This is a genomic window from Paractinoplanes brasiliensis (assembly GCF_004362215.1).
Taxonomy (GTDB): Bacteria; Actinomycetota; Actinomycetes; order Mycobacteriales; family Micromonosporaceae; genus Actinoplanes; species Actinoplanes brasiliensis.
This window is the reverse complement of record NZ_SNWR01000001.1, coordinates 2,924,643-2,947,949: the sequence shown is the minus strand read 5'-3', so window position 1 is coordinate 2,947,949 and position 23,307 is coordinate 2,924,643. Positions and strand designations below refer to the sequence as shown.

The 23,307-nt window shown below is 66.1% G+C and carries 17 protein-coding genes and 1 tRNA gene; 11 read left to right on the top strand and 7 right to left on the bottom strand.

Annotation, left to right across the window (positions count from 1 at the left end):
• Positions 1–19 precede the first annotated feature (19 nt).
• Entirely contained in the window at positions 20–1,636 is a 1,617-nt protein-coding gene (locus C8E87_RS13155) for a chitinase (RefSeq protein ID WP_166661158.1), read from the bottom strand.
• A 343-nt stretch (positions 1,637–1,979) separates the two neighbouring features.
• Here C8E87_RS13155 and C8E87_RS13150 point away from each other — a divergent pair, with 343 nt between their 5' ends.
• The 3 genes from C8E87_RS13150 to C8E87_RS13140 all read left to right on the top strand — a co-directional run bounded on the left by C8E87_RS13150 (position 1,980) and on the right by C8E87_RS13140 (position 9,760).
• A complete protein-coding gene (locus tag C8E87_RS13150) occupies positions 1,980–4,856 on the top strand; it encodes an EAL domain-containing protein (RefSeq protein WP_239080715.1) in 2,877 nt (958 codons plus the stop codon).
• Positions 4,857–5,250: 394 nt separating this feature from the next.
• The gene (locus C8E87_RS45475; RefSeq protein ID WP_133873364.1) at positions 5,251–9,318 is read left to right on the top strand and encodes a polymorphic toxin-type HINT domain-containing protein; all 4,068 of its coding nucleotides are present in this window, start codon (positions 5,251–5,253) and stop codon (positions 9,316–9,318) included.
• Between the two features lie 13 nt (positions 9,319–9,331).
• Positions 9,332–9,760 (top strand): hypothetical protein, encoded by a 429-nt coding sequence (locus C8E87_RS13140; RefSeq protein WP_133873363.1) that lies wholly within the window; start codon positions 9,332–9,334, stop codon positions 9,758–9,760.
• Positions 9,761–9,803: 43 nt separating this feature from the next.
• Here the strand turns inward: C8E87_RS13140 and C8E87_RS13135 are convergent, their stop codons facing one another.
• From C8E87_RS13135 to C8E87_RS13120, 4 genes are all read right to left on the bottom strand, one after another.
• Complete coding sequence (locus tag C8E87_RS13135) at positions 9,804–10,451, bottom strand: hypothetical protein (RefSeq protein ID WP_133873362.1); 648 nt, start codon at positions 10,449–10,451, stop codon at positions 9,804–9,806.
• Entirely contained in the window at positions 10,448–11,032 is a 585-nt protein-coding gene (locus C8E87_RS13130) for a SigE family RNA polymerase sigma factor (protein ID WP_133873361.1), read from the bottom strand. Before C8E87_RS13130 ends, C8E87_RS13135 begins: the two co-directional genes overlap by 4 nt.
• 15 nt (positions 11,033–11,047) lie before the next feature.
• Positions 11,048–11,123 (bottom strand) — tRNA-Arg (locus C8E87_RS13125).
• Positions 11,124–12,240: 1,117 nt separating this feature from the next.
• Entirely contained in the window at positions 12,241–12,804 is a 564-nt protein-coding gene (locus C8E87_RS13120; RefSeq protein WP_133873360.1) for a hypothetical protein, read from the bottom strand.
• 519 nt (positions 12,805–13,323) lie between these two features.
• On the opposite strand from C8E87_RS13120, the gene C8E87_RS13115 reads away from it, so the two are divergent.
• The 5 genes from C8E87_RS13115 (at position 13,324) to C8E87_RS13095 (ending at position 17,934) form a co-directional block, all read left to right on the top strand.
• A complete protein-coding gene (locus tag C8E87_RS13115) occupies positions 13,324–14,208 on the top strand; it encodes a hypothetical protein (protein ID WP_133873359.1) in 885 nt (294 codons plus the stop codon).
• A 10-nt stretch (positions 14,209–14,218) separates the two neighbouring features.
• Positions 14,219–14,398: a hypothetical protein gene (locus tag C8E87_RS13110; RefSeq protein WP_133873358.1), complete on the top strand. Its 180-nt coding sequence runs from the start codon at positions 14,219–14,221 to the stop codon at positions 14,396–14,398.
• 423 nt (positions 14,399–14,821) lie between these two features.
• Entirely contained in the window at positions 14,822–15,067 is a 246-nt protein-coding gene (locus C8E87_RS13105) for a hypothetical protein (RefSeq protein WP_133873357.1), read from the top strand.
• 966 nt (positions 15,068–16,033) lie between these two features.
• Complete coding sequence (locus C8E87_RS13100) at positions 16,034–17,029, top strand: hypothetical protein (protein WP_133873356.1); 996 nt, start codon at positions 16,034–16,036, stop codon at positions 17,027–17,029.
• Positions 17,026–17,934, top strand: coding sequence for a pentapeptide repeat-containing protein (locus C8E87_RS13095; RefSeq protein ID WP_203721013.1), 909 nt, complete (start codon positions 17,026–17,028; stop codon positions 17,932–17,934). Before C8E87_RS13100 ends, C8E87_RS13095 begins: the two co-directional genes overlap by 4 nt.
• A gap of 555 nt (positions 17,935–18,489) precedes the next feature.
• Here the strand turns inward: C8E87_RS13095 and C8E87_RS13090 are convergent.
• Complete coding sequence (locus tag C8E87_RS13090) at positions 18,490–20,190, bottom strand: DUF262 domain-containing protein (RefSeq protein WP_133873355.1); 1,701 nt, start codon at positions 20,188–20,190, stop codon at positions 18,490–18,492.
• 297 nt (positions 20,191–20,487) lie between these two features.
• The gene (locus C8E87_RS13085) at positions 20,488–20,925 is read right to left on the bottom strand and encodes a hypothetical protein (RefSeq protein WP_133873354.1); all 438 of its coding nucleotides are present in this window, start codon (positions 20,923–20,925) and stop codon (positions 20,488–20,490) included.
• A gap of 262 nt (positions 20,926–21,187) precedes the next feature.
• Here C8E87_RS13085 and C8E87_RS13080 point away from each other — a divergent pair, with 262 nt between their 5' ends.
• The 3 genes from C8E87_RS13080 (at position 21,188) to C8E87_RS13070 (ending at position 23,219) form a co-directional block, all read left to right on the top strand.
• Positions 21,188–21,511 (top strand): hypothetical protein, encoded by a 324-nt coding sequence (locus C8E87_RS13080; protein ID WP_133873353.1) that lies wholly within the window; start codon positions 21,188–21,190, stop codon positions 21,509–21,511.
• 495 nt (positions 21,512–22,006) lie between these two features.
• Positions 22,007–22,345, top strand: coding sequence for a transposase family protein (locus tag C8E87_RS13075; RefSeq protein WP_133873352.1), 339 nt, complete (start codon positions 22,007–22,009; stop codon positions 22,343–22,345).
• Positions 22,236–23,219 carry an ISAs1 family transposase gene (locus C8E87_RS13070; RefSeq protein ID WP_133873351.1) on the top strand — a complete coding sequence of 328 codons (984 nt, stop codon included), beginning with the start codon at positions 22,236–22,238 and terminating at the stop codon, positions 23,217–23,219. The genes C8E87_RS13075 and C8E87_RS13070 overlap by 110 nt, the downstream gene beginning before the upstream one ends.
• Positions 23,220–23,307: the final 88 nt, after the last annotated feature.

Sequence of the window (23,307 nt, the reverse complement as noted above, 5' to 3'; positions counted from 1 at the left end):
GGCGTACGGGGAAGGGGGTTCAGTTGGTTTTGGGTTCGCCGGGGATGGTGAACAGGGGCTTCCACGGGTCGTCGGCGTCGATGGGGAACTCGGTCGAGGGGGACTCGTCCTTTGTTGTCCACTTTGCCTCGTAGGGGAGGCCACCGAACAGCACCCGGTCGCCGCGGCGGTAGACGTCTCCGGGGGTCCATGGGTCGGACACGTCGGTGACCACCGGAACGGGGCGGGGCGCCTTCTCGACCGGGCTGACCGGGCCGATCACCGACCAGGCGCTCTGGGCGCCTGCGGGTGGGGCGGCCGCCGGGTCCTGGCCCGAGTTGGCCCATTTGGCCTCGTAGACGACGCCTTTCCAGACCACCTTGTAGCCGCCCACGTACAGGGCCGTCATGCGCCAGACGGGGTAGGGGCTGGTCTTGGGGTCGTCGACCGCGGTGGCCTGGTCGGGGATCTCGACGGATTCGTAGTCGGCGCCGCCCGCGGCCTTGCCGGGGAGGCCGGCGAAGACCTTGGTGAAGGCGAGCGCCTCCTGCTCGACGCCGCTGCACGTGTTCGAGTGGACGACGACGTTGGCGAACGTGCCGCGGCAGGGGGCGTCCCGGTTGATCGACCACATGGACACCCGGCCCAGGCCGTGGTCGACGGCGAAGCGGGCCAGGCCCTCGGCGTCGTCGAGGGTGAAACGTTCCGCGTCGATGTCGTTCTGGCCGATCATCGGGGTGGCGCCGATCCGTGACCAGACCTGCGGCGACGTCAGTTTCCGGCCGAGGCGCAGGTACAGGTCGGACAGCTGTTTGTGGGTGCCGTTGAGCGCGCTGGTGCTCAACGCGAGCATGTCCGGGCGGGCCTCGCCGTTGTTGAAGTCCATCGTCATGACGTTCACGCCGCGCAGCTGCACGCCGCCTTCGAGCATGCCGCGCACCACCGCGACGCCGTCGTCGGTCAGGCCGCTCGGGCTCACCGGCAGGGTCAGCCACACGGCCAGCGGCTTGCCCGCGTCTTCCCGTTCCTGCTGCACGGCGGCCACCGCGGCCACGCGGCGCTGCAGGGAGGCCTGGTCGGCGACGGCGGTGCCCTCGATGTCGAGGTCGAGCGTCCGTACGTCGTACCTCTTGACCAATTGCCGGTACGCGGAGGTGAGCCTCGTGTCGTCGGTGCAGGCCACGGCCAGCTCGGAGTTGTTGAGCCCGCCCAGGCTGAGCGTGATGTCGCCGCCGGCCTGCCGCAGCTGGGCGATCCGGCGGTCGAGTTCGAGCAGCGAGCCGGCGCCGTCGAGCGTGTACGCGCCACCCCAGCTCGGCCGGCAGGGGTTCTTGGGGTCGGCGACCACGAAGCCCAGCGCCACGTCGTTGGCCGGGTTCGCGGTGGGGTCCTGGAACGGGAACGTCGGGGTCAGCGTGACGTCGACGTACGGCACCGCCCACGACTTCGCGGTGGGGCCCGCGGTGTTCCGCAGGTGGATCACGCCGAACGTTCCGCCCGCGCCGGCCAGGCCGAGCACGAGCAGCAGCAGGATCAGCCGCGTCCACGACAGCTTGTACCGCGGCTGCTCCGGCTCCTGCCAGTTCGGGTCGGCCAGCGGATCGGCTGACGGGTCGTAATCGGGCCGCACGGCTACGTGTGTGGCGCGGTCCGTCATGGGGTCCCTTTCGATTTTTCGAGTCGAGACACGCTGGCGTACGGCGACGGTTTTAGCGATCGGGTGAAAGGACGAGACAGGTGGGGCGCGAGGGGTTTTTCTTTCGCCCGTAATCCGGAGCTGCACATGAGGACGGTGGGTTCACAATTCCGCGGACATCGCCTTGTGGTGTCGCCGCAAATCGCACCGAAAGGCCCACACACGCATGCCACGCACACCGGCGGACCAGCGCAAACGGGACGCCCAGCGTCAATGGGGGGCCGACCGGCGGACGGACCCTCATCCGATCGTTCCGCCACCGGTCTCCGAAGGCCGGATTACCCGTGGCCGCCTGGCGATCGTGGTGACGATCACCGTTTGGGCGTGCTACGTCACATACACAATCATTCAGCAGTTCATCGCCGGCCACGCCTATTCCGTACGGCTCGCCATCGAGGCGATCGTGTACATGTCGGTGGTCACCGGGCTGGCCGCATCGGCCACCGCGTACCTCATTACGCGAATCGGTTATTTCTATCGGGCGCGCGGCCATCAGCGGGCGCCGCGGGTCATGCTCGACGAATTCATCGGCGGGAAGGTGCCGTCGATGACTGTGCTCGTGCCGTCCTATCAGGAGGACGAGCGGACCAACCGTACGACCCTGCTCTCGGCGGCGCTGCAGGAATACCCGGGCCTGCGGGTGACCCTGCTGATCGACGACCCGCGACAGCCGAGAACCCGCGCGGCGCGGGACATGCTGCTCGCCGCGCGGGCGCTGCCCGGCAAGATCGAGGGCGAACTCCGCGTCCCGTTCCACCGGGTGTCGAACGCCTATGCGTATTTCGACGAGCAGGTACGCGTGCGCGGCGGCTACCTGGTCATGATCGAGGACATGCGCCGGCTCGCCGAGGAATACCGGTACGCCTCGGGCTGGCTGTTCGACCTGGGCGCGCGGCAGGAGATCGTCGACCACACCGACACGTTCTTCGTCGAGCACATCGTCAACCCGCTCGCCACCGAGCTCGGCCAGATCGCGAACGCGCTGCACAAGGGCGCCGACGAGCAGGTCGCCCTGCCGATCGCGCGGATGAACCAGTTCTACCGGCGGCTGCTGGCCATCTTCGACGTGCAGATGAGCAGTTTCGAGCGCAAGAAGTACGTGTCGTTGTCGCACGAGCCCAACAAGGCGATGAACCTCAACAGCTACATCGGGCTCATGGGCGGCGCCTATCAGGAGGTGAGCACCCCGCTGGGAACGGCGCTGGTGACGGCCGGTCCCAACCGCGCCGACCTGGTCGTTCCGAACCCCGACTACGTGCTCACACTCGACGCGGACAGTGTGCTCCTGCCCGAGTACGCGCTGCGGCTCGTTCATCTGCTCGAGCAGGGCGCGTTCGCGCATCACGCGGTCGCGCAGACGCCGTATTCCGCCTATCCGGGCTCGGCCACCCGCATCGAGCGCATTTCGGGCGCCACGACCGACATTCAATACATCGTGCACCAGGGCATGACGCATTACGGCGCCACGTTCTGGGTGGGCGCGAACGCCGTGCTCCGCAAGAAGGCCCTGGACGAGATCTGCGAGGTCTCGTACGAGGGCGACTGGGAGATCAAGCGGTACATCCAGGACCGTACGGTCATCGAGGACACCGAGTCGACAATCGACCTCGGCGTACGGGGCTGGCTTCTGCACAATTACCCGGAGCGCCTGGCCTACAGCGCCACCCCGCCGGATTTCGGCTCGCTCTGCATTCAGCGGCAGCGCTGGGCCAACGGCGGCCTGCTCATCCTGTCGCGCCTGAAGGACCAGTTCCGGGCGAAGTCGAAACGCGAGGACAAGAACCGCTTCGGCGAGTACTTCCTGCGCGTCAACTACATGGCCTCCATCTTCTGGAGCTCCGTGTGCCTGATCGTGATGCTGGCCTATCCGTTCAACAACGAGCTGCTCAACCCGATCCTGCTGCTCATCTCGGTGCCGTACTTCTTCATGATGGCGGCCGACCTGAAGCAGCTGGGCTACAAGCGGTCGGACATGTTGCGCATCTACGGTTTCAACCTGATCCTGCTGCCGGTCAACCTCTCCGGCAGCATCGCCTCGCTGCTGCAGTTGCTCACCGGCGAGAAGAGCGCGTTCAAACGTACGCCGAAGGTCCGCAACCGCACGACGGCGGCGAGCAGCTTCCTGATCCTCCCGCTGGCCCTGATCGCGCTCTGTGTCTACACGATCTGGGTCGACATCGAGCACCAGCTGTGGAACAACATGGTGTTCGCCGTGGCCAACCTGACCCTTTCCCTGTACGCGATGGTCGCGTTCGTCGGTCTCGGCAACACGGCGGTCGACCTGTTCACGCATCTGCGCAACTGGCTGATCCGTCCGGTCGCGCCGAAGCGGAGCCGCAAACGCCGTACGAGCAAGAAGCAGGCCATCACCACCGCGGCTCCGGCCGGCGATTGGGCGCAGGTGCTGCATTACCGGCACGAAACCGGTTCGGCCGCCGGGCACACCACGGTACGGCTGCAACGCGGTCAAACCGGGGAATGGCAGTCCTCGGCGACGTCGTCCTCACAGGCGCACGCGTTCGAGGAGTTCAGCTTCTTCACGGTGTTCCAGCCGATCTACAACATGATCAACGGCCATGTCTCCGGGTACGAGGCGCTCACCCGCTTCGCCGACGGCAGCAACCCGCGCGAGGCCCTGTCGTCGGCCGCCGCCCGCGGGGTGCACATCGCGCTCGACGCCGCCCTGATCCAGGCGGCCATCACGTCGGCGGCGGCCCTGCCCAACGGCACCTGGCTGTCGCTCAACACCACCGCTGACCTGCTGCGCCACCCGCACGAGCTGGCGCGGCTGCTGGCCGGGTCGCGCCGCCCGCTGGTTCTCGAAACCGGTGACGCCGAGGCCGCCGAGGTGGCGCGCCTGGGCGGCGGCGTACGGGTGGCCGTCGACGACCTGGACGCCGGTTACGAGACGTTGTCCCTGATCGAACAGGTGCGCCCAGCCTTCCTCAAGCTGGGCCTGAACTCGATCGCCGGCATCGAGTACTCGGGCGCCCGGCAGGCCGCGATCCGCGCGCTGGTGCAGTTCGCCGACCAGCACGGGTGCACGGTGATCGCCGAGGGCATCGAGTCGGCCGCTCAGCGTGACGCCCTGGTCGCTTGTGGAGTCCCGTTCGGGCAGGGCTTCTACCTTGGCAAACCGGTGCCGGTCGAGCGCGTGCTGGCGGGCGTCGGCGGTTGGTAGCAGCAGCCCTTTTCCCCGTACGGGGTCAGGCTGCGCTCTGTGGCGGCGCCGTCGTTCTCCCGTACGGGAATCGGGTCTTGCTCGATGTGGCAGCACCGTCGCTCTCCCGTAGGGGGGTTCGGGTGTTGCTCGATGTGGCGGCACCGTCGGTTTCCCGTACGAGGGAAGGGTTGTGGGCCGGCTCACCGGTGGCCCGGCCTGGCGACGGGACAACGCGGCCGGACAACGTGTGATCTCATTGCCGTCGATGCGTTGGCCGGTTCGACGGCGCGCGTCGAACACGGGGGCACGTTGAAGGGCACCAGTCTGCCCATTTCACCGCTGGACCGGTTTTCGGCGGTCGCTCCCGCCTGACCGCGCCTTCGCCCGTCTTCTGGTCGAAGGGCACCTCCACGTGAAATCCAGACAAGTGCGCGCCGCGGTGATGTCGTCGCTGGCCGCGCTGGTGGTCGGCACGATCCTGCACGTCCCGCCGGCGTCGGCCGCCGAGCCTGCCCCGACCCCGGCGGCCACCGAGGGGTCACCGGCTCCGGTCCCGGTTCCGCCGCTGGTCACCGAGACGTGGAACGGGACCACCGGGGTCTCCGCGACCGACGAGCGGTGGCGCAAGGCGGTCGCCGACGTCGCCGAGTTCACGACCGAGCCCGAGGTGCGTGACGCCGCGCTGGCTGCCCTGGCCACCGGTGACCCGGCGAAGATCCTGAAGTTCGCGACGGTCGACAAGCCAGCGCTCGACAAGCAGATCGCCGCGCGCAAGAAGCAGGAGGCGGCCGACAACCTGGCCGTGATCAAGGCGATGAAGGGCACCGGCGGCGCCTACTTCAACGCCGAGGTCGACCGGGTGCTCGCGGGCGCCGACGTGGACCGCGCGCTCTTCCTCGCTTATGGCGCCGGCATCGCCCGTGACCGCGACGCCAAGGTGGCTGCCGACGCGGCCGAGCGCGCCGCGACGCTGCGGGAAAGGGTCCGGCTGGTGGCCGCGGCCGCTCCGGCCGAGTCGAACGTCAAACGGGCAGCCACGGCTGCTCTGGCCGGTGACGACGCGGCGATCAACGCGTTCCTGACCAGCGGATATCTGGAGGCGGCGCGGGCCGACGCGGCCGAGCGCGAGCAGTACCTCAAAGACCTCGAGGCGCGGAACAAGGCGGCCGAGGAGCTCACCGACCTGGCGCAGCGCTCGGCCCGTGCGAACGCGGCCCGGCAGCAGCTGCTGATCGCGCACGGTGAGGGCGTACGGGCTCTGCAGCGCGCGGCGAACGCCATGGGCGGTGCGGCCAACGCGGCCCGCAACGCGCAGCGGATTCTCGCCGGTGGCGGAACCGTGGCAGGCAAGGCCGCGGAGCTGAACGCCGCCCGGACGCAGACGGCCAACGACCTGCGGGCCGCTCAACTGGCGGTCGAACAGGCCCGGGCCGCCGCCGCGACGGCAACCACGGCCGCCGACACCCTGGTCGAGACCGGACTCACGTACGGGGTCGAATGGTCGCTCATCGCCCAGGGCATGCACGAGGCGGCGACGGCCGCTGCCGGGGCGACGCAGACGGCGGCGTACGCGGTCGACGCGACGATCGCGACCAACAACGCCCAGGGCGCCCAGCAGCAGGCCGAGGCGCACGCCGCCCAGGCGGTCAAGTGGCGTGAGCACGCCGAGCAGCACGCCCGGTCGGCGGCCAAGCTCGCCGCGGCCGCCGCCAAGCAGGCAGCAGCGGCCAAGACCGCCGCCGCTCGGGTGAAGAAGGCCCGTGAGCAGGCCGAGGCGGCCGAGGCCAAGGCGTGGGCCGAGGCCGAGAAGACCCGCCGGCACCGCGAGACCGCCGAGGCGCAGGCGGCCGAGGCCAAGCGGCAGCGGCAGATCGCCGAGGCCGAGCGGGCCAACGCCGCCCGGCACCGCGCCGAGGCCGAGCAGCAGGCCGCCATCGCCCGGTCGGCGCGCGCCAACGCCGAAGCGCAGGCCGGTGTGGCCCGGGGCGCCCGGGTCAAGGCCGAGGCCGCTGACAGCGCAGCGGGCCGGGCCGACGACAAGGCCTGGGAGTACGAGGGCACCGCCCGCCGGGCCCGTGACGAGGCCATCGCCGCCGAGCGGGCCGAGCAGACGGCCAAGGCCAAGGCCGCGGCGCTGCGGTCCCGCGCCGCCGCCACCGGCAGCGGCGAGCAGAAGGAGGAGGCACAGCGCCAGGCCGACGAGGCCGACCGGCAGGCCGGCGTGGCCGGCACCGCGGCCCGGTCGGCGCGCGGGTCGGCCAACACCGCGTCCGGGGCGGCGGCCAACGCCCGCGCCGCCGCGACACAGGCCCAGCAAGCCGCGCAACGGGCCTGGGCAGCCGCGCAGAAGGCGCGAGCCGCCGCCGACGCCGCGGACGCCGCGGCCGACAAGGCCGAAGCCACAGCGAAAGCCACCCACGCGGCGCGGATGCGCGCCGACGCGCAGGCCGCGGTAGCCACCGCGCAGGAGGCGAAGGCGGCCGAGGCCGCGCGGACGGCGGACCGGCTCGCCCTGCAGGCTGCCGACGAGGCGATGCGGTCGCTCTGGGCCGCCGACCGCACGAAGAACGAAGCCGACGCGGCCGTCACCGAGTCGGTGGCCGCGGCCGCGCAGGCCGAGATCGCCGTCAGCGCGGCGGCCGCGGCGCGCACCTCGGCGGCGGGGATCGCCGAACCGGCCAACACCGCGATCGGCATGGTCAACCCGTTCGCCGGCGCCGACATCGACGCCGACTTCGTTCAGCTCGTCGCGGAGCAGGCCAAGGTGATCGGGGCCGAACAGGCCGCGGCGGCCAAGGCCCGCGCGGCCGAGGCCGTCACCGCGGCGCAGCAGGCCGAGGCGGCTGCCGAACGGGCGCAGGAACAGGTCAAGCCGGCCTACACGGCCGCGGCGCAGGCGGCCCGATCCGCCGCCGACGCGGCACGCTCGGCCGCCGAGGCCAAGGAGGCAGCCGCGCAGGCAGCCGCCGACGGCGCCGCCGCCCGAGCCGCCGCCGCCAGTGCCGCCCGCGCCGACGCGCAGGCCAAGGCCGACGCCGCCGCCGCTCGCAAGGCTGCCAACGAGGCCGCCAGCGACGCGGCGATCGCGGAACGCAGCGCCCAGGCCGCGCAGGACGACGCCGACGCGGCCGGCCGTGCGGCCACCGCCGCCGAGAACGACGCGGCCGCCGCCCGCGGCGCCGCCGACCGGGCCGAAGCCGACGCGGCCAAGGCCCAGACAGCGGCCGAAAGCGCGCAACGGCACGCCGACAGCGCCGCGACCGCGGCCGGGAAGGCCCTCGAAAGCGCGGTCGCGGCCGAGCAGGCGGCGGCCCGTGCCGAGGAGGCCGAACGCCGGAAGAACGCGGAAGCGCTCGCGTCGGACGGCGGGTCGGCGCCGGTCGACCCGGAGCTGCTCCAGTTCCTCACCCCGGAGGAGCTCGAGGAGCTGCGCGCGGCGCAGGAGCTCTCCGCGCAGGGCATCCTCGACTTCCTCAAGGAGAACGCCTACGACCTGTTCATGGACCTGTCGGGTCTGGGCGACATCAAGAAGTGCTTCATGGAAGGCAACATCGAGGCCTGCCTGTGGACGCTGGTCGGCCTCCTGCCGGTCGGCAAGATCCTCGGCGCCACCGCCGACCTGGCCCGGCTCCTGCCGAAGATCGCCAAGTTCCTCGACCGGGTCAACGACGCCCGCAAGAAGGTCGACGGCCTGATCGACAAGGCCAAGGACAAGCTGAAGAACGCGGCCTGCCCGTTCACGCCCAAGAAGAACAGCTTCCTGCCCGGCACCCCGGTGCTGCTGGCCAGCGGCGGAAGCCGGCCCATCGAGGACCTGCGCGTCGGCGACGAGGTGCTGGCCACCGACCCGGCCACCGGCGCCACCGTGGCCAAGCCGGTGACCGAGACGATCGTCGGAGCCGGGGACAAGGACCTTGTCGACGTCACGGTCACCACCGGCACCATCACCGCGACCGGCAACCACCCGTTCTGGGTGCCCGCGCTCGCCGAATGGGTCGACGCGGCGGAACTGTCAGCGGGTCAGTGGCTGCGGACCAGCGCCGGAACAGCGGTGCAGGTTTCGGCCGTACGGCATCACAAGGACTACGTACGGGTTCACAACCTGACCGTCGCCGACCTGCACACGTACTACGTGCTGGCCGGTTCGACCTCGCTGCTGGTGCACAACGCGGGATGTGGCGCCGACTCGTGGACCAGCCCGAAACGGTTGAACGAGCACTACGAGAAGCACGGCGCGGAGATGGGCTTCGAGAGCGAGATCGAGTATCGGGAAGCCGCCCTCGACCTGGCCTGCACGTGCGACGGATATCGCCCGGGGGTCAAGCACAAGAAGGACTCGGTGACCGGGAAGTCGTACTTCTACGACCCGGAAACCGGTGAGTTCGCGGTCACCTACCCCAACGGGATCGACACCTACTACATCCTCGAAGGTGGCATAAACTCGTTCGACGGGATGCCCGGGGTCCCCGTGAACTATTGACAGGAGCTCGACCTTGAGCGGCGAAGGTGACTTCGCGGTTGCCTTCGCCGCGACCGTACGGGCGGCCGGCATCCGCCACCGCACGCACACCCCCGAGTCGCTGCTGGCCCTGTGGTCCGGCTTCGCCGACGCCTGCGTGGCCTCCTACCAGGGCACGATCGAGGAGTACTACGGGCGGCTCGGGGTGCGCAGCGTCATCCAGCAGGTGATGTGCGGCCGGGAACTCCTGCGTCACCCCGAGATGGTCGACTTCGTGGCCGGCGTCGCCCGCGCCGACGTCACGTTCCGTTCCTGCCTCGACCTGGAGCAGCGTGCCGGCATCGACCGGCCGGGCCTCGACGACGGCGACGCCTGGTACTGGCAACACTTCCCGGCGTACGCGGGTGAGGAACTGGTCCGCGACCTGCGAACGCACTACGGCTACCGCAGCAGTCAGCGGTAGCCGTAGTGGTCGGGGTGCTTGGGGTGCTTGGGGTGCTTGGGGGTCAGCCGACGCCCTGAACGGCGTCCTTGTGCACGTGCACCCCGGCGGCCAGCTCCACGATCTGGGCTTCGGTCAGGCCCAGGCCCTGCCAGACCTGGACGATCAGGTAGACGCCCGACGGCTGCTTGATCCAGAGCGAGGAGCCGCGGTCACCGGAGGCGTCCGGCTCGCTCAGGCTCTCGACGAGGAGACCCTCGGTGTCGCCGACCTTGACCGTCTTGCCCTCACGGCCGGGACCGCTCTGGTCCTTCGACTCGAGCATGATGGCGATCTTGCCGACGAACGAGTCGTCGGTGCCGGCGCCCTTCGGGGCCACCGTCAGGTAACCCTGTTCGCTGGCCTGGATGTACCAGCCGTCGGGCACCTTGTCGACGGTGAAACCCTTGGGCTGCTCACCCTGGTACGCGACAAGCTGCACGGCCGGCGCACCGGCGGTGACCCGCTCGCTCGGCGCCTCCGTGCTGCTGGTGGCGACCGCGATCGCGGCGGCCAGCGCGGCAACACCGAACGCCGACCCGGCCACGGCCTGCACCGTACGGCGGCGGCGCAGCGCCCGGCGGCCACGGGTCAGGTCGGCCTCGACCTGCTTGCTGTCAACGGCGTGCATCGGCCCGGCAATCTCCTCGAAGTGGTCACGCAGGTCGTTCATGGGGTGGCTCCCTGGCTGAGAAAAGTGGGTTGCGCCTGGTGCAGCGCGGCACGGAGACGATCCAGACCCCGGGCGGTCTGACTCTTGACGTTGCCCTCCGAGCAGCTCAGCGCGTCCGCCGTCGCCGCCACATCGAGGTCGTAGAAGTACCGGAACACAACCGCCGCCCGCATCCGGGGCGGCAGCTCGCGAAGCGCCTGCTTCACGGCCTCACCGGCGGGGCCAGCGCCGGAAGGCGTATCCCCGGCGACGTCGGGAAGCACAGCCATGGTCTGCTCCCGGCGCCGCCAGATCCGCCGCTTCTCATCAATCAACGCGTTGACCAGCACGCGACGCACATACCCGTCCGGGTTGTCCGCCCGCTTGAACGCCGGCCAAGCCACATAGAGCTTGGTCAGCGCCGCCTGAACGAGATCCTCGGCCAGGTGGGTGTCACCCGCCGTCAGCAGGGTCGCCGTGTGCAGAAGGCGAGGTCGCCGACTGACCACAAACGCGTGGAACTGCTCGTCTCGCTCGGTCGCGCCCGAGCCGCTGTCTCGTCTCACACCCCGATGACGATCGCGGTTGCGGCCGGGTTGCATGAACCCATCATGACTTGGTGCCCCCGGTAGGAATCGAACCTACGACACACGGTTTAGGAAACCGATGCTCTATCCCCTGAGCTACGAGGGCCTGCGGCCCATATCGTACCTACCAGGGCGTTCCCGGGAGTGCCCGGGCGTCCCATCGGATGCCCACCGGTGCCAGTTGGTCGCCCGGTGGGGGTTCCGTCGCTGGTCGGAGCGCGTCCGGAGCAAACCCCGGGCACACGCGACCTGCCGTGCCCGGCGGTGACCATGGGTGCCCAGCGCTGACGTCGGGTGCTATTCCCTCCCCGAGCACGTCCGGAGCACTCGTGGCGACCTTGAGCTGGAGAATCGTCTTCGGCGGTCGACTTGATGTTCGCGCGGGGTCACGCGATGGTTCGGGCCACCGGTACCGCGGGTGCGCCTCCTGCGGCAGCGTCGCCGGGCACCTCGCGCACGAGGTGCCCGGCGCGTGGCTTCCACGCAGTGTCACCCGCATCTCAGAACCTTTGGCTCTTGCTAGTGGACCTCGGCGATCCCAGCCCCCTGCCAAGACATCCTGGCGTCGGGCTGGAGCCGACGACAACGCAGAAAACGACTGCGTAGAGTGGCCGACGTCGCCCTTGCCCCCATCCGGATCTGCCGATGATAGTAAGTTAATAAATAGATGCCAGCGAATTAGATGGAGTTGTGTTTCGGTTCTGCGATTATGCTGCTGCTCTGGCAGCGCGGACGGTCGGTGAGAAATTTCTCCAGGTGAACCAGGCGGGGAAGGCTCAGATCAACGTCCGGTTGCGGGCCAGGACGAGTTGTCCCGCGGCGACTTCTTCGTTGAGGTCGCAGCGACCCGTGCAGACGCGGTAGAGCGCCGCCACTTGGCCGTGGACCTTGCCCGGTCAAAGCCGGGATCGGCATGGCATATCGATACGCCGGAACGTTCCAGGACGAGCCACAGCTGTCCGAGCCGGGGCCCGTCGAGCCGGAACGCGATGACGGTATTGCGGAGCGGCAACGCGTCCGAGGCGACATGGCGGCTGATCCACACGATCAGCAGGTCCGGGTCGACCTGGCCCGGCCCAGCGGGTGCAAGGGTGCGCCCCGGAGCGTCACAACTCTCTCCGGCACCGCGGGGCGTTAGCTTTTGTGACCATTGGCGTATCGCTGTGAATCTCAAGCCTTTAGAGGATCAGATGCCCTCTTAGGGTGTCGTGGCATAATGAGCCCTATTCACGCCGCGCGTCCCGGGCGCCAGAGGCTTTGACGGTGGAACCGAACCTATCCAGGAGGTTAGGTGCAGCAAGGGCGGGCCTATTGTCGGTGATGATTTTCTTTCCGTCAGGGTCAACAACGACAGCAGCGATCACCCATGGCCCCTTGGACTTGGGGTCCTTGTAATCGCCTGCGACGACTTCCGGGCACAGAAATTCTGTCGGCATTGACGTGGCATTGCAATTGTAAAAGTTCCAATTGTCGCGTTTGTCTTGCTTGTTGTGTACACCCACCTGAACCTCGTCGAATGGCTGCTTCGACACGTTCTTTACTTGGACCTCAAAGTAGTGGGTCCAGGGCAATATGCCGTTTCCGGGAAGTACTAGCTCCAAGGTGCCACCACTGGCGGGCTGGCCGCCCGCAGGCGCAGCGCTCGATGTCGCGGAGGCCGTGACCTGGGGCTTGGCCTTCGCGACATCTTCCTTCTGTCCAAGGTATATGAAGCCGCCGGTAATCGCCGCAACGATGATGACTCCGGCAGTGGTAACCATGGCCACTTTGACCGTGTTGCTTGGCATGGAGATCCATTCATTCGCAGGGCGAGCCATTGTATCTGGTCGGTGCAATTAGCTCACGGCCGCGCCGCGGTCCGGATAAGCGATCTTGATGGTAGCCGCGATTCGATCTTTCTCGGTACGCGAACCCGATGACTTCCGCTTCTGATATTGGCTTGATCCAATAGGTCGATCCCGGGAGGTGACAAATGGCGAAGGCTGATGACCTTGGCTGAGGCTGCCTCTTCGGCGCCTTCTCGATCGCCTGCTCGGCGGCGGTACTGGCACGCTGCCCCGCACCTCTGTCCTCTTCCGGGTGAGGGGTCGGCCTTGCCGCACGGGTCTAGTGCCCCAGCAGGAGGTCCGTTTCAGGTTTCCGTGAGGGCTTGTCGGGCGTAGTGGCTGCTCTTGGTTGCGTCTCGGGGCCAATGCCTGACCTCGGTCCGCACAACAAGCAACCGCATCGGCAGCGTCAGCCGTCCTCTTAATCTCAGTCCGATGTTGATCGCGCCGCGTTACGTACCCGCCGCGTAGCCTCTACCCGTGGCGAAGATGACCGATGCGGACCGTAAGCGGCTTTGGTCGCGGGCAGGCAACCAGTGTGCATGGCCCGCGTGCCGTCAGGAAGTTGTGGCGGGCAACGTCGGGACGGCTCCACACGGCTTAATCATCGGAGAGGAGGCGCACATCATCTCCGAGGCTGATGACGGACCGCGCGCCGATCCAAACATGCCATTGTCGGAACGCAACTCTTATGGGAACATCGTTCTTCTATGCCCGACGCACCATACGTTTGTCGACAAAGAAGAAGGTGCCCACTACTCGGCGGAATACCTCCACAAGATGAAGCGTGAACACGAGGCGTTGGTGTCGGCTGGCCAAGCCAAGACAGAGCACGGCATCACGCGACAGAACATGTCCACACTCGTCGACGAGTGGGCCACGCGCGTTGACTTTGATGATTGGCCCGTTTGGACAGGCTGGATGCTCGACGTTCAGCCGCGCATTAGTATGGATCGGTTTAGTAGGCTCCGGTCATCCGGTGAGTGGCTTTTGGCGAGATACTGGCCGGAATCGTTCCCTGGCACCAAGAAAGCCATGAAGAACTACCTAAGGATCCACGGTGACTTCTATAGGTACTTCTCTTACATCGGCCATGTTGACGGAGACGATCTAATCGTCCGCAAGTATCACCACGAGATTGATGTATGGGATCCGTCGCTGTACCGCCGCGCTCTGGCGCTATTCGAGGGCGAGACGCGCACGGTTGGTGATCTGGTAGTGGAGCTAACGCGCGCGGCCAACTTCGTCTTTGATGAGGTCCGAACCGAGGTAGACGGTCAATTTAGGGTGATGCAAGGCAAGTTGCTGATTCATGTTCCACAAGGGGTTAGGGACCACGACCGTCGTTCCCGAATACTCGACTGACGAGCGAGAGTTGGCGATGCCGTATCCCGGCATCGAGGCGTTTGCGGCGGCCCGCGAATCCCGAGACTTCTATTTTCCGGGCCCCGGCAAGTTTCGCCACCGGAGTTGGGACGAGGCGGCTTTCTCAGATATGGATGAGTTTGAGCCGCCATTCGACGATCCGGCCGACGGCGGAACGGAACGAACGTGAATGACCGAGTACGAACCGGACCCGCCAGCGGCGAGCCGGATAGAATTGAATCGAAGTACCGGAGAGTTCGAGCGGTTCGCGCGCTGTTGGGCAGACCGCGCGAGGCGGAGGCTGGCCGACTGCGCTAAAGATTTCGCTTAAGGTCTCGTTCGGGCAATAAACTCACTGCACACGGTAAGAAAAACGCATACAGAGCCTGGAGCTAGAATGGCAGCCATCGAAACACCGGCCGTAGCACCCAGGCTGGAATAGAAGCTTCAACACCAGCCGCAAGCACCAGATCGGCGTGCTGCAAAACATCCGACGTAGGTCCACTCTCTTGCTTTATGAAGAGGGAATTAGGACGAAAGAAATAGCTTTGGCGGCTTACTGTCATGCCGCGTTCAGCGCTCAGACCCGAGGCTGTGAGCCGTGAGAAGGTCCGTGGACCAGGGTGAGCGAGAGGCATTTGTGCTGATTGAGGGTCCGCTAGGTGAGTGGGCGACGCGGCTGCGGACCGCGAGCCAGCGGGCGCTCCAAGATGTGGTGTCGGCGTTTCCGTTCGAGGCGGGCGACCATTTGTTGGGGCCGGCGGCATCCGAGACCGAGCTCGAGTTGCTGCTGCGGCGACTGCCGTGGACACCGGATGCGGTTGTTTCGCTATACCGGTACGTCGGACTCGACAACTGACCCGCAGAATGCGAAACACTTCACGGCTGGACCATGGCTGTTCACCATCTCCGCCATCCGCAAGAACTTCGCGGCGCTCGCCTCTGCCGGCGCCTCTCGTCGTGAACAAGGGGGAATTGCCCTTTTCGTCCACTTGGCTCGCGTACGCATCCTGTCACCCGACGAAGCGCAGATGGCCGGGCGTCGGTGTCGCTCGGGGGGCCTGGCGATTTGACCGCCGCCAGGCTCTCGGAGAGTAGGTGGAACGGCCGAGAAGTGATGTTGAAGAACTCCTGAGCCGTGAGGCTTGGGAGCGCTCGCGGCGGCCGGCTTCGATCGGCCAGGCCGAATGATCAACAGCAATCGAATGATGTCAGGGCCGACGCGCTGATTCTGGTCCCTGAAGACGTTCATGGACGCCGCCGTTCCGTTGCGCCCTGGCAACGGCTTAGCCTGAAGTGGTTCCGAGGGGGCCAGCATGGCGTGGCATCGATCGGCTGATCAGGACGGGCCAAAACCTCTCCGTGGCCCGCCCGTCATGCGTCTGTGGCTGTCGGTCGTTCTACTCTCACTTCCTGGCTGGCGTGTCCCGGGTAATCCGATCGCCGACGTCCGGAGCGTCCGGTGTCCCTACGGTCATGGCTGGCGAGACAGGCAGACCGACCACAGCGCTCGGTGTGACGACTGCCCGCAGGGCTGGTTCTTGTGGACCAGGTGCCCCCTAGGCGAACATCTCGTCGCCAGCGATTCCGGCAGCACATGGCGATGCAACATCGATGACACTCACCTCTTCGACGCGAGGCTGTGTCCCGCATGTTGGTCTCTGGGTGCCCGCCAGGATGACGACAGCTGGCGGTGCAGCTTCGACCAGCAGTTCTTCTGGACAGCGCGGCGAAACTGCGATCGATGCCGCTTCGGCACCCCCGTCTTCGTCGCTGGCGGCCATCGCTGGGTGTGCCCAGCCTGCGGCTTCTGGGAAGACGCAAAGTGAGCACTGACATCCTGGGCGCCGCAGGGGCCGGATCGGGCCGGATCGGCCGGTACTTTACCGTCGTCAGCGCTCTACCAGCGGCCGTTTTCGTCGTGTACATCTATCTGCTGATCCGAACGGGCGCCTTGTCCGGATCGGTCAATTGGCACGCTGCGGTCGCGGTGAACTTGGCCGATGTGGCCGTCCTCGGTGTGGCATCGTTCTTGATCGCGTTGACGATGAATCCGTTGCAGTTTGCGCTTATTCAGCTATTCGAAGGCTATTGGGGCACGTCAGCGCCAGCTGAACACCTGGCCGTGTCCAGGGTGGCCTATCACCGGCACCGCAAACGACACCTGTACAAATCGGGCCGGACTGCTGAGGACGTGCCGCGGCAAACACGCGTTCCCACTGCCAAACTGCGAGATCAGATTCGTCGGGACGAGTCTTTGCACGCCTACAGCTCATACCCTGATCAAGAACGAGACATCTTGCCGACACGCCTGGGTAACGTACTGCGGCACTACGAGACCTCGATCGGCCGACAGTACGGACTGGACCTGCTGACTGTTGTTCCGCGGCTTGCGATGGTCGGCGGCGAGCGAGAGATCGCTTACGTTACCAATCAGCGCATCCAACTCGAACTCGCCCTGCGCACCTCGTTACTCGCGCTGATCGCCGCGCCGGTGACTATCGGCTTCATGTGGCGTCATGGGCCCTGGCTTCTGCTTGCCCTCGTTCCGTACGCCATCGCCTACCTTGCCTACCGCGGGGCGGTGGCGGTCGCACACGAGTACGGCGCCAGCCTGGCCGTCCTCGTCGATCTGGGCCGGTTCACGCTGTACCGCCGCGTGGGCCTCGGCGACCCTCGATCCATCGATGAGGAACGCCAACACAACCGGGATCTCATGCGCTTGTTCCGCGCCGAGATCAACATGGACCCGGTCGTTTACCGGTCGGCCACCGAGCCCGGCCCGGCCGACCCGGCGGCCACTGAGGAGGTAGCACCATGAGGCGGCAGACCCGTCGCAGACCGGCATCCGAACCGGAGACGGCGAACCCTCCCGGATCCCGGCCGCCGGACCCGTCCTTCGCCACGGTGACACCCGCGAACGACCACGCCGCAGACACCACGACAATCACGCCGATCACTCCAACAGATCCACCCGATCCAGATGGCGTCGACCACCACGGCCTCGCTGAGCCCGCGACCAAGGCACCGCCCGGCAGCCGCGTCCGCGATTCCCTGCTCTGGTTATGGTTCGTAATCACTGTCGCGTCGATGGCCGCAGCCGGCACCCTCTGGGGCCAGTTCGGGGCGCTGCTTGCAGCCGTCGTCCTGACCGCGGGTATTATTCTGTTCGCTGGCTATGCGATTGTTCCTGCCCGTGCACTCCTAGTGGTTTTCGTCGTCGCGGTCTTCGCCGCTGCCGGAATCCTTGCTCTTCGCATCCAGGGCCAGCCCGTCCCGGCGGAGCCGTCTACGCAGGCCGGGCGTCGTCTCTCCGCTGACTTCGTCCGTTCAGCTCCGCGACAGGGTGCGATCTGGCCCGGCGTGATCCTGGACCGTGAAGTCATCCAAGACTGGGAATTGACCGGCCTTACCGCCCCGGGCTCGTCGATGCGCGGAACTTGGCTAGAGGGCGCCCGATTGGCGGGCGCCGATCTGCGCGGCGCCGATCTCTGGGGTGCTCATCTGCATGGCGCAGACCTGCGCGCGGCGAATTTGCGTGGCGCTGACCTGCGGTACGCCGACCTTTCTGTTGCTTGCCTCATCGGTGCCGACCTGACCGGGGCGTTGCTAGCTCAGGCGCAGGCGACGGATGCCGCAGTTGCAGGAGCAGCCGTCGATCCTCAGCAGACCCGGCAAGCGACGTGGCCGCCGGCCGATCGCAGCCCCGCGACGGGATGTCCCTGATGGCCACCCAACATCGTCGAGATCACGTAGATCACCAAGTCGGTGAACGGGTCTCGGGCACCCGAGCCTGACCTTCGCACTGGACAGGTGGTCGTGGACGTCGGAGTGTTCTAGGCGGGTTCCCGGGCGGAGGACGCAGACGATCGTGCACTGTTCGACACATTGCTGAGCGGAACCGGCGGGATGACCTGGCAAGACTCGACCCGTCGACCAGCAGAATGCGAAACGACCAGTTCCAATCTGCAGCAACCAGCGTCGAGGGCGGACCAACGCCCTCTCGCATCACGTCCCCATGTACAACTGAGGCCGCTGGGCCGGCAGGCTATCGGCTTGTTGGCCGAGGGCTGCCGCGTCACGCCCAGCCGGGCGCAGGGACTGGCGCCTCGCACCCGGGCGGACCCTTTGGCCGGAGCGCGGCAGTCGGCCTCACCGAGATATCGAAGGAAGGCTGCTGCCATCCGGATCTCCCGAATTGAGCGTGCGACTGCACCTCGTCGAATTTCTTTCTCGGGTCCTTCCTTCAAACGCGTGATGCATGCTAGCAGAATTCCAATTCTAGAAGGTCCAAACGTTGTCGAACGCGAGCTTTGCGAGTCGTTTTCCACGAGCTTCAATCTCTCGCGCCGTCCACTTTCCCTCTGCGACAATCTCCGGTTCTACACCAGCTCGAGCCAAGATGGGCCTCTTTGCGGCGAAGGACTTGTCGCCTAGTTCCTCGTTCAACTGCTGGCTCACAAGAGTAAGGTTTCCAATCCGCGCAACGTCGCCGGCGCGCACACCGCTCTTCCGAAAACTTTGGGGCGCTAGGTGCTCGATAGTCATCTGACTGAAGTCAACAGGGGGAGCATCCTCTCCGCCATGCTGTTCAATGTAGAGCCGAATCAGCGCATACCGCACAAGCGGAACCTGACTGGCGAACATTCTACTGCTGCGAAGCTCGAGAAATGAGGCTTCGAACTCCGCGTACGATGGGAGCCGGTCCCGCAACTTCCCCAGGAGCTCGTTAATGACCCTGATGCGGCCGTCCGGCGTTCGGGCGTTCAGCAACGATCGAGCGGACGCTGAATACATCCTGCTTACTCCGCCGGAGCTTGGTTGATTCGTCACAGCCGTTGCAATGAAGTGATAGCACTCAATGCCGCGCATTGCCTTTATAAGGATGGCCAATTTTATCGCTCCGCTCTCATATGCGCGCAGAAGGGATAAGACCATCGGTAGTGGCTGGCGCATCCGAAACAGCATGAGGGCACCAAGAGCGTACTTGACCGGCAGTTGCGGCTTCTTCCAATCCCCAGAGTTTGGTTCTTGGGCCGTGCGGTAGAGTTTCGCCTCGTCGGAGAGAGTGTCGAGAAAATTCTGAGCGTTATTAGCCCGGACGTAGGACTTAATTGCCTTGAAGAGCTCCTTCTCTCCCACATAGTCATGGCGCGACAGCCATGAGTGTAGGAGGAAGCGGTTCATACTTAGGTCGGCTGAACTTTCGGCGAAGCTCTCAAGGATACTGTTCCACCTATCCCGAGCCTGGTCTAGATCAACGTTCGTGGCCTTCAGCAGTGAAAGGAGGTGCGACTTTACCAGATCGGAGACCTCTAGGTCCTTCCCCCTGCTATTCAAGGTTTGGAAGATCATGGTGGCGTCGTCTTCGTTATCGACCTCGACTAGGACCACGACCAGGCTCAGCACCTTGTCCCGCAGCGCTATGAGTTGCGCTATCTTCGCCTTTGGTTTGGATTCAAGCGACTCTGCTGGATTGGCTTCAATGGCCGACAGGGCTGAACGAATCTTACCGCTCAGTACGTTAAAGGCCTGCTCGATTGCACGTTCCTCCGGTGTTGTCGATGCCTCCCTCCGAGCCTCTCCTGGAACGGACTGGACGTGAGATTGAAGAAATGGGTGAGACGTTTCTGCCTGAAGGACGAAACGAGTATTACCTTGCGCGTCAACGCGTTCAATCATTGTCTGTATGCCTTTTGCCTCCTTTTCTGAGTTCAAAGCAAGAAAGCTGTTCCGAACGGCTGCCAGAAGGAGTGTGATCGTGGTGAGCCGCTGTTGGCCGTCTACGAGCCCGAAGGTGCCACCGCTGCCGTATACCACCATGGAACCGATGAAGTAGTCACCTTGGCTGTCGACGACATCGGTCCAGAACTCTTCTACATTCGCGCGATCCCATGAATACGGCCGCTGAAACCGCGGAATCTTGTAGAATCCCGCGCTCAGTAGTGTGCCCACCGTCCGGCCATTGCTTGTCACGAGCATTTCGGTTCACCTTGGGATTGTCGGTTTAAGCGGGCTTCGAACAACGAAATCAGAACGTTGCGAACCTGAAGCGCCAGGCGGCGATAGCCAAGCAGGCTATCAAGGTACGGCGGATGCCGACAGTAGCCTGCGCCTCGTCAGTTACCGTGCTGAACACGGACGAAATCGTGACGCCCTCATCTGGCCGCCGTCCGCGTGCGGGGGACGGTGCACGTCGTCACAATTAGTGACCGATGGCCGTACTCGTCCCTCATGGAACCGCCGCGGAGCTCGGGGTGAAGAAGCCTTTTTGCCTGCTTAGCGAGCTGTCGACCGCAACGCCTCTTCGTACTGGTGACGATCGAAGGTGAAGTCACGCAGTTCGCGGTAGTCCCAATCGCGATGTCCGGTGCGGTAGCCAAACCAGGTGACCGTGTCCTCGTCGACCGTGACCAGCGCGGTGAACGGCCAGCAGCCCCAGTCACCGCAGCCACACCCGAGCAGGACAGTGTCACCGTCGCCGAACCAGGAGAGGACTGGATTGCCGAGGTAGTGCCGACTCTGCCAGCGCACCTCCTCGCCCAGCAGGCCCGCGTAACTGCCCGCGAGGCCACGGCTTCCCTCGCGTCGGGCAAAAGGCAGCTCAGCCTTGCGCACCAAGTCGAGCAAAGAAACACCGCTGAGGTACGGCACAAGTGTCGGCCGCACCCCGACACCGAGCTCTTCCTCGACCGTGCGGAACTCCAAGTGTTCCATGGCTCAAGGCTAGGTCGTGCTCTCCGACGTGGCCGGGCGGTCCTCGTCATCGCCACCCGATCCCTCCTTTGCGGTCAGCGCACACTGTTCAGCCGCAGACAAGGTGCGCTGGGCGAGCAAAGCGCGAACGGTTGCGTGACGACGGCGTCCGGCTCGACGACAACCTCACGAACGAGAGGACCACCCGTTCTGCGCACGCGTGGCAGTTGGGACGACGGCATGTCTACCGCTGAATGCGCGGCGGTCAACCGATGATGTCGGCATGGCGCTTCTTGTGGAGATTCACGTACCGCTGCCGAGCCTTGAAGAAATGGAGTCCGGCCGGCAGCCGCATCCAGTCGACTGGATCGACGAGGTGCAGGATTTCCTCGCAGAGCTGGAAGAAGGTGAGGAGTTTGACGACGGTGAGGAGTACGGCGACGTCTACGTCTTCTTCATCGCCGGTGCGGACGAGTCGACACTGCTGAGGGCAGCATCTCGAGTCGCGACCTTGGAGGGGGTGCCGCCGGGTGCCTCTGCAATGGTGACTGATGACGAAGCTGAAGAGTTCGGTATGGGGCGACGCGTCGACCTGCCGATCGCCTGACTCTGCGACGCGCAGACAGGAAGTTGTGCCACGGCGCCGTTGTTCCCGAGGTCATCGACCCACGGTGACCGACGTCCTCATCTGCCGCCGATCGCGCTCGGCACCCAGCCCGGCCGTCACGGTCCGTAGGCACCACACGAGATCAGGCACCCGCACATGCCGATGTGAGTACGTCGGCCCAATCGTCTTTTGTTAAGTTGCGGGCATGGCCCGGTTGACGGAAATTGCGTTCTGCCTACCCGCCGCCTCCCCCTCGCAACAATTCATTCGTGACCTGCGCAGGCTGCTTGCCGATGTCGCCTACGCCACGAGCGGACCCGCCGATAGCCTGATTTTGACCCCGCCGGCGCCGGTCTCCGCACGTCCGATAACCGTGGTTCGGCTGGCTGATGTAGCGGCACCCCAGGTAGCCCAGAGCCAAAGCAAAGTTAGTTGATCTTCGTTGTTCCTGGTGATGACGACCCGGTGAACGGACGCGGCCTTCCTCAGTAGACGATGGCGGTTCTCTACGCCAACCGTCGTCTACCAGAAAGGCCGCTCGTGCCAGTCTCGCATGCGGTCGCCGATGTCGTCATGAACAAGGCCAGCCAGGCCGACCTCGGCCGGGTAACCGCGCTGGCCGCGGTGTTCGCGCCGGTCAAAGATCCGCGTAAGCCCAAGGGCGTGCGGCATCCTCTCACCGCGGTACTGACGGTGCTGACCATGGCACTGCTGTGCGGGGCACGTGATTGCCGGCAAGCCGCCGACCGGGTCGCGGAACTCCCGCAACCCCTGCTCGGCGCAGCGGGCGCCCGCACGCACCCCGTCCTGCATCCGGATCCCGCCCGGCCGTGACACCCTGCGCCGGCTGGCCGAGGCCGTCGACGCCGCGGTCTTGGACCGGCTGATCTGCGCCTGGCTGACCACCCTGCTCGAGGTTCGCACCGGTGTCGGGCTGGCCCTGGACGGCAAGACCGTCCGCAACACCCGCCCCGGCACCGGCGTGGACGTGCAACTGTTCTCCGCGATGCGCCACGACACCGCCGTGGTCATCGCCCAGGTCCAGGTCCCGGCCGACACCACCGAAGTCACCCAGATCGCCGCCCTGCTCGACCCGGTCGACATCACCGGCATGACGATCACCGCCGACGCCGCCCATCCCAGCCACGACACCGCCACCTACCTACTCAAGCGCGATGCCGGTTACGCCTTCACCGTCAAAGGCAACCGGCCCGGCCTGCTCACCGCGATCACTGACCGGCTGCCCGCAGCCGTCCCCGCTCTGGCTGCCGCAACGCACACCGAGCACCGAAACGGCCACCGGGTCACCCGCACCATCTGGACCGCACCCGCCGACGGCGTGGACTTCCCCGGCGCGGTCCAGGTCTTCCGGATCCGCCGCGACACCTACGCCCCCGACGGCCAACGCGTCAGCAAACACCTCCTGCACGGCATCACCAGCCTGACCTGCACCGCAACCGAGATCGCCGCTCACGTCCGCAGCCACTGGGGAATCGAAAACAAGATCCACTGGATCCGCGACGTCCTGCTCGGCGAAGACCACCACCACGCCTACCTCGGCACCGTCGCCCACGCCATGGCCGCCCTGCGCAACCTCGCCCTCGCCCTGATCCGCCTCGCCGGGCACACCCGAATCAAACAGCTCATGGAACGGCATCACGCCAACAAGATGCTCATCCCGACGCTACTCAACGCAGCCATCCGATAACCATCCGACTTTGCTTTGGCTCTGCCAGGTAGCCCTCGACATCGGCCGCACCATCGGGCTCGCTGGAAGCGGCCCCACCCCCCGTCGT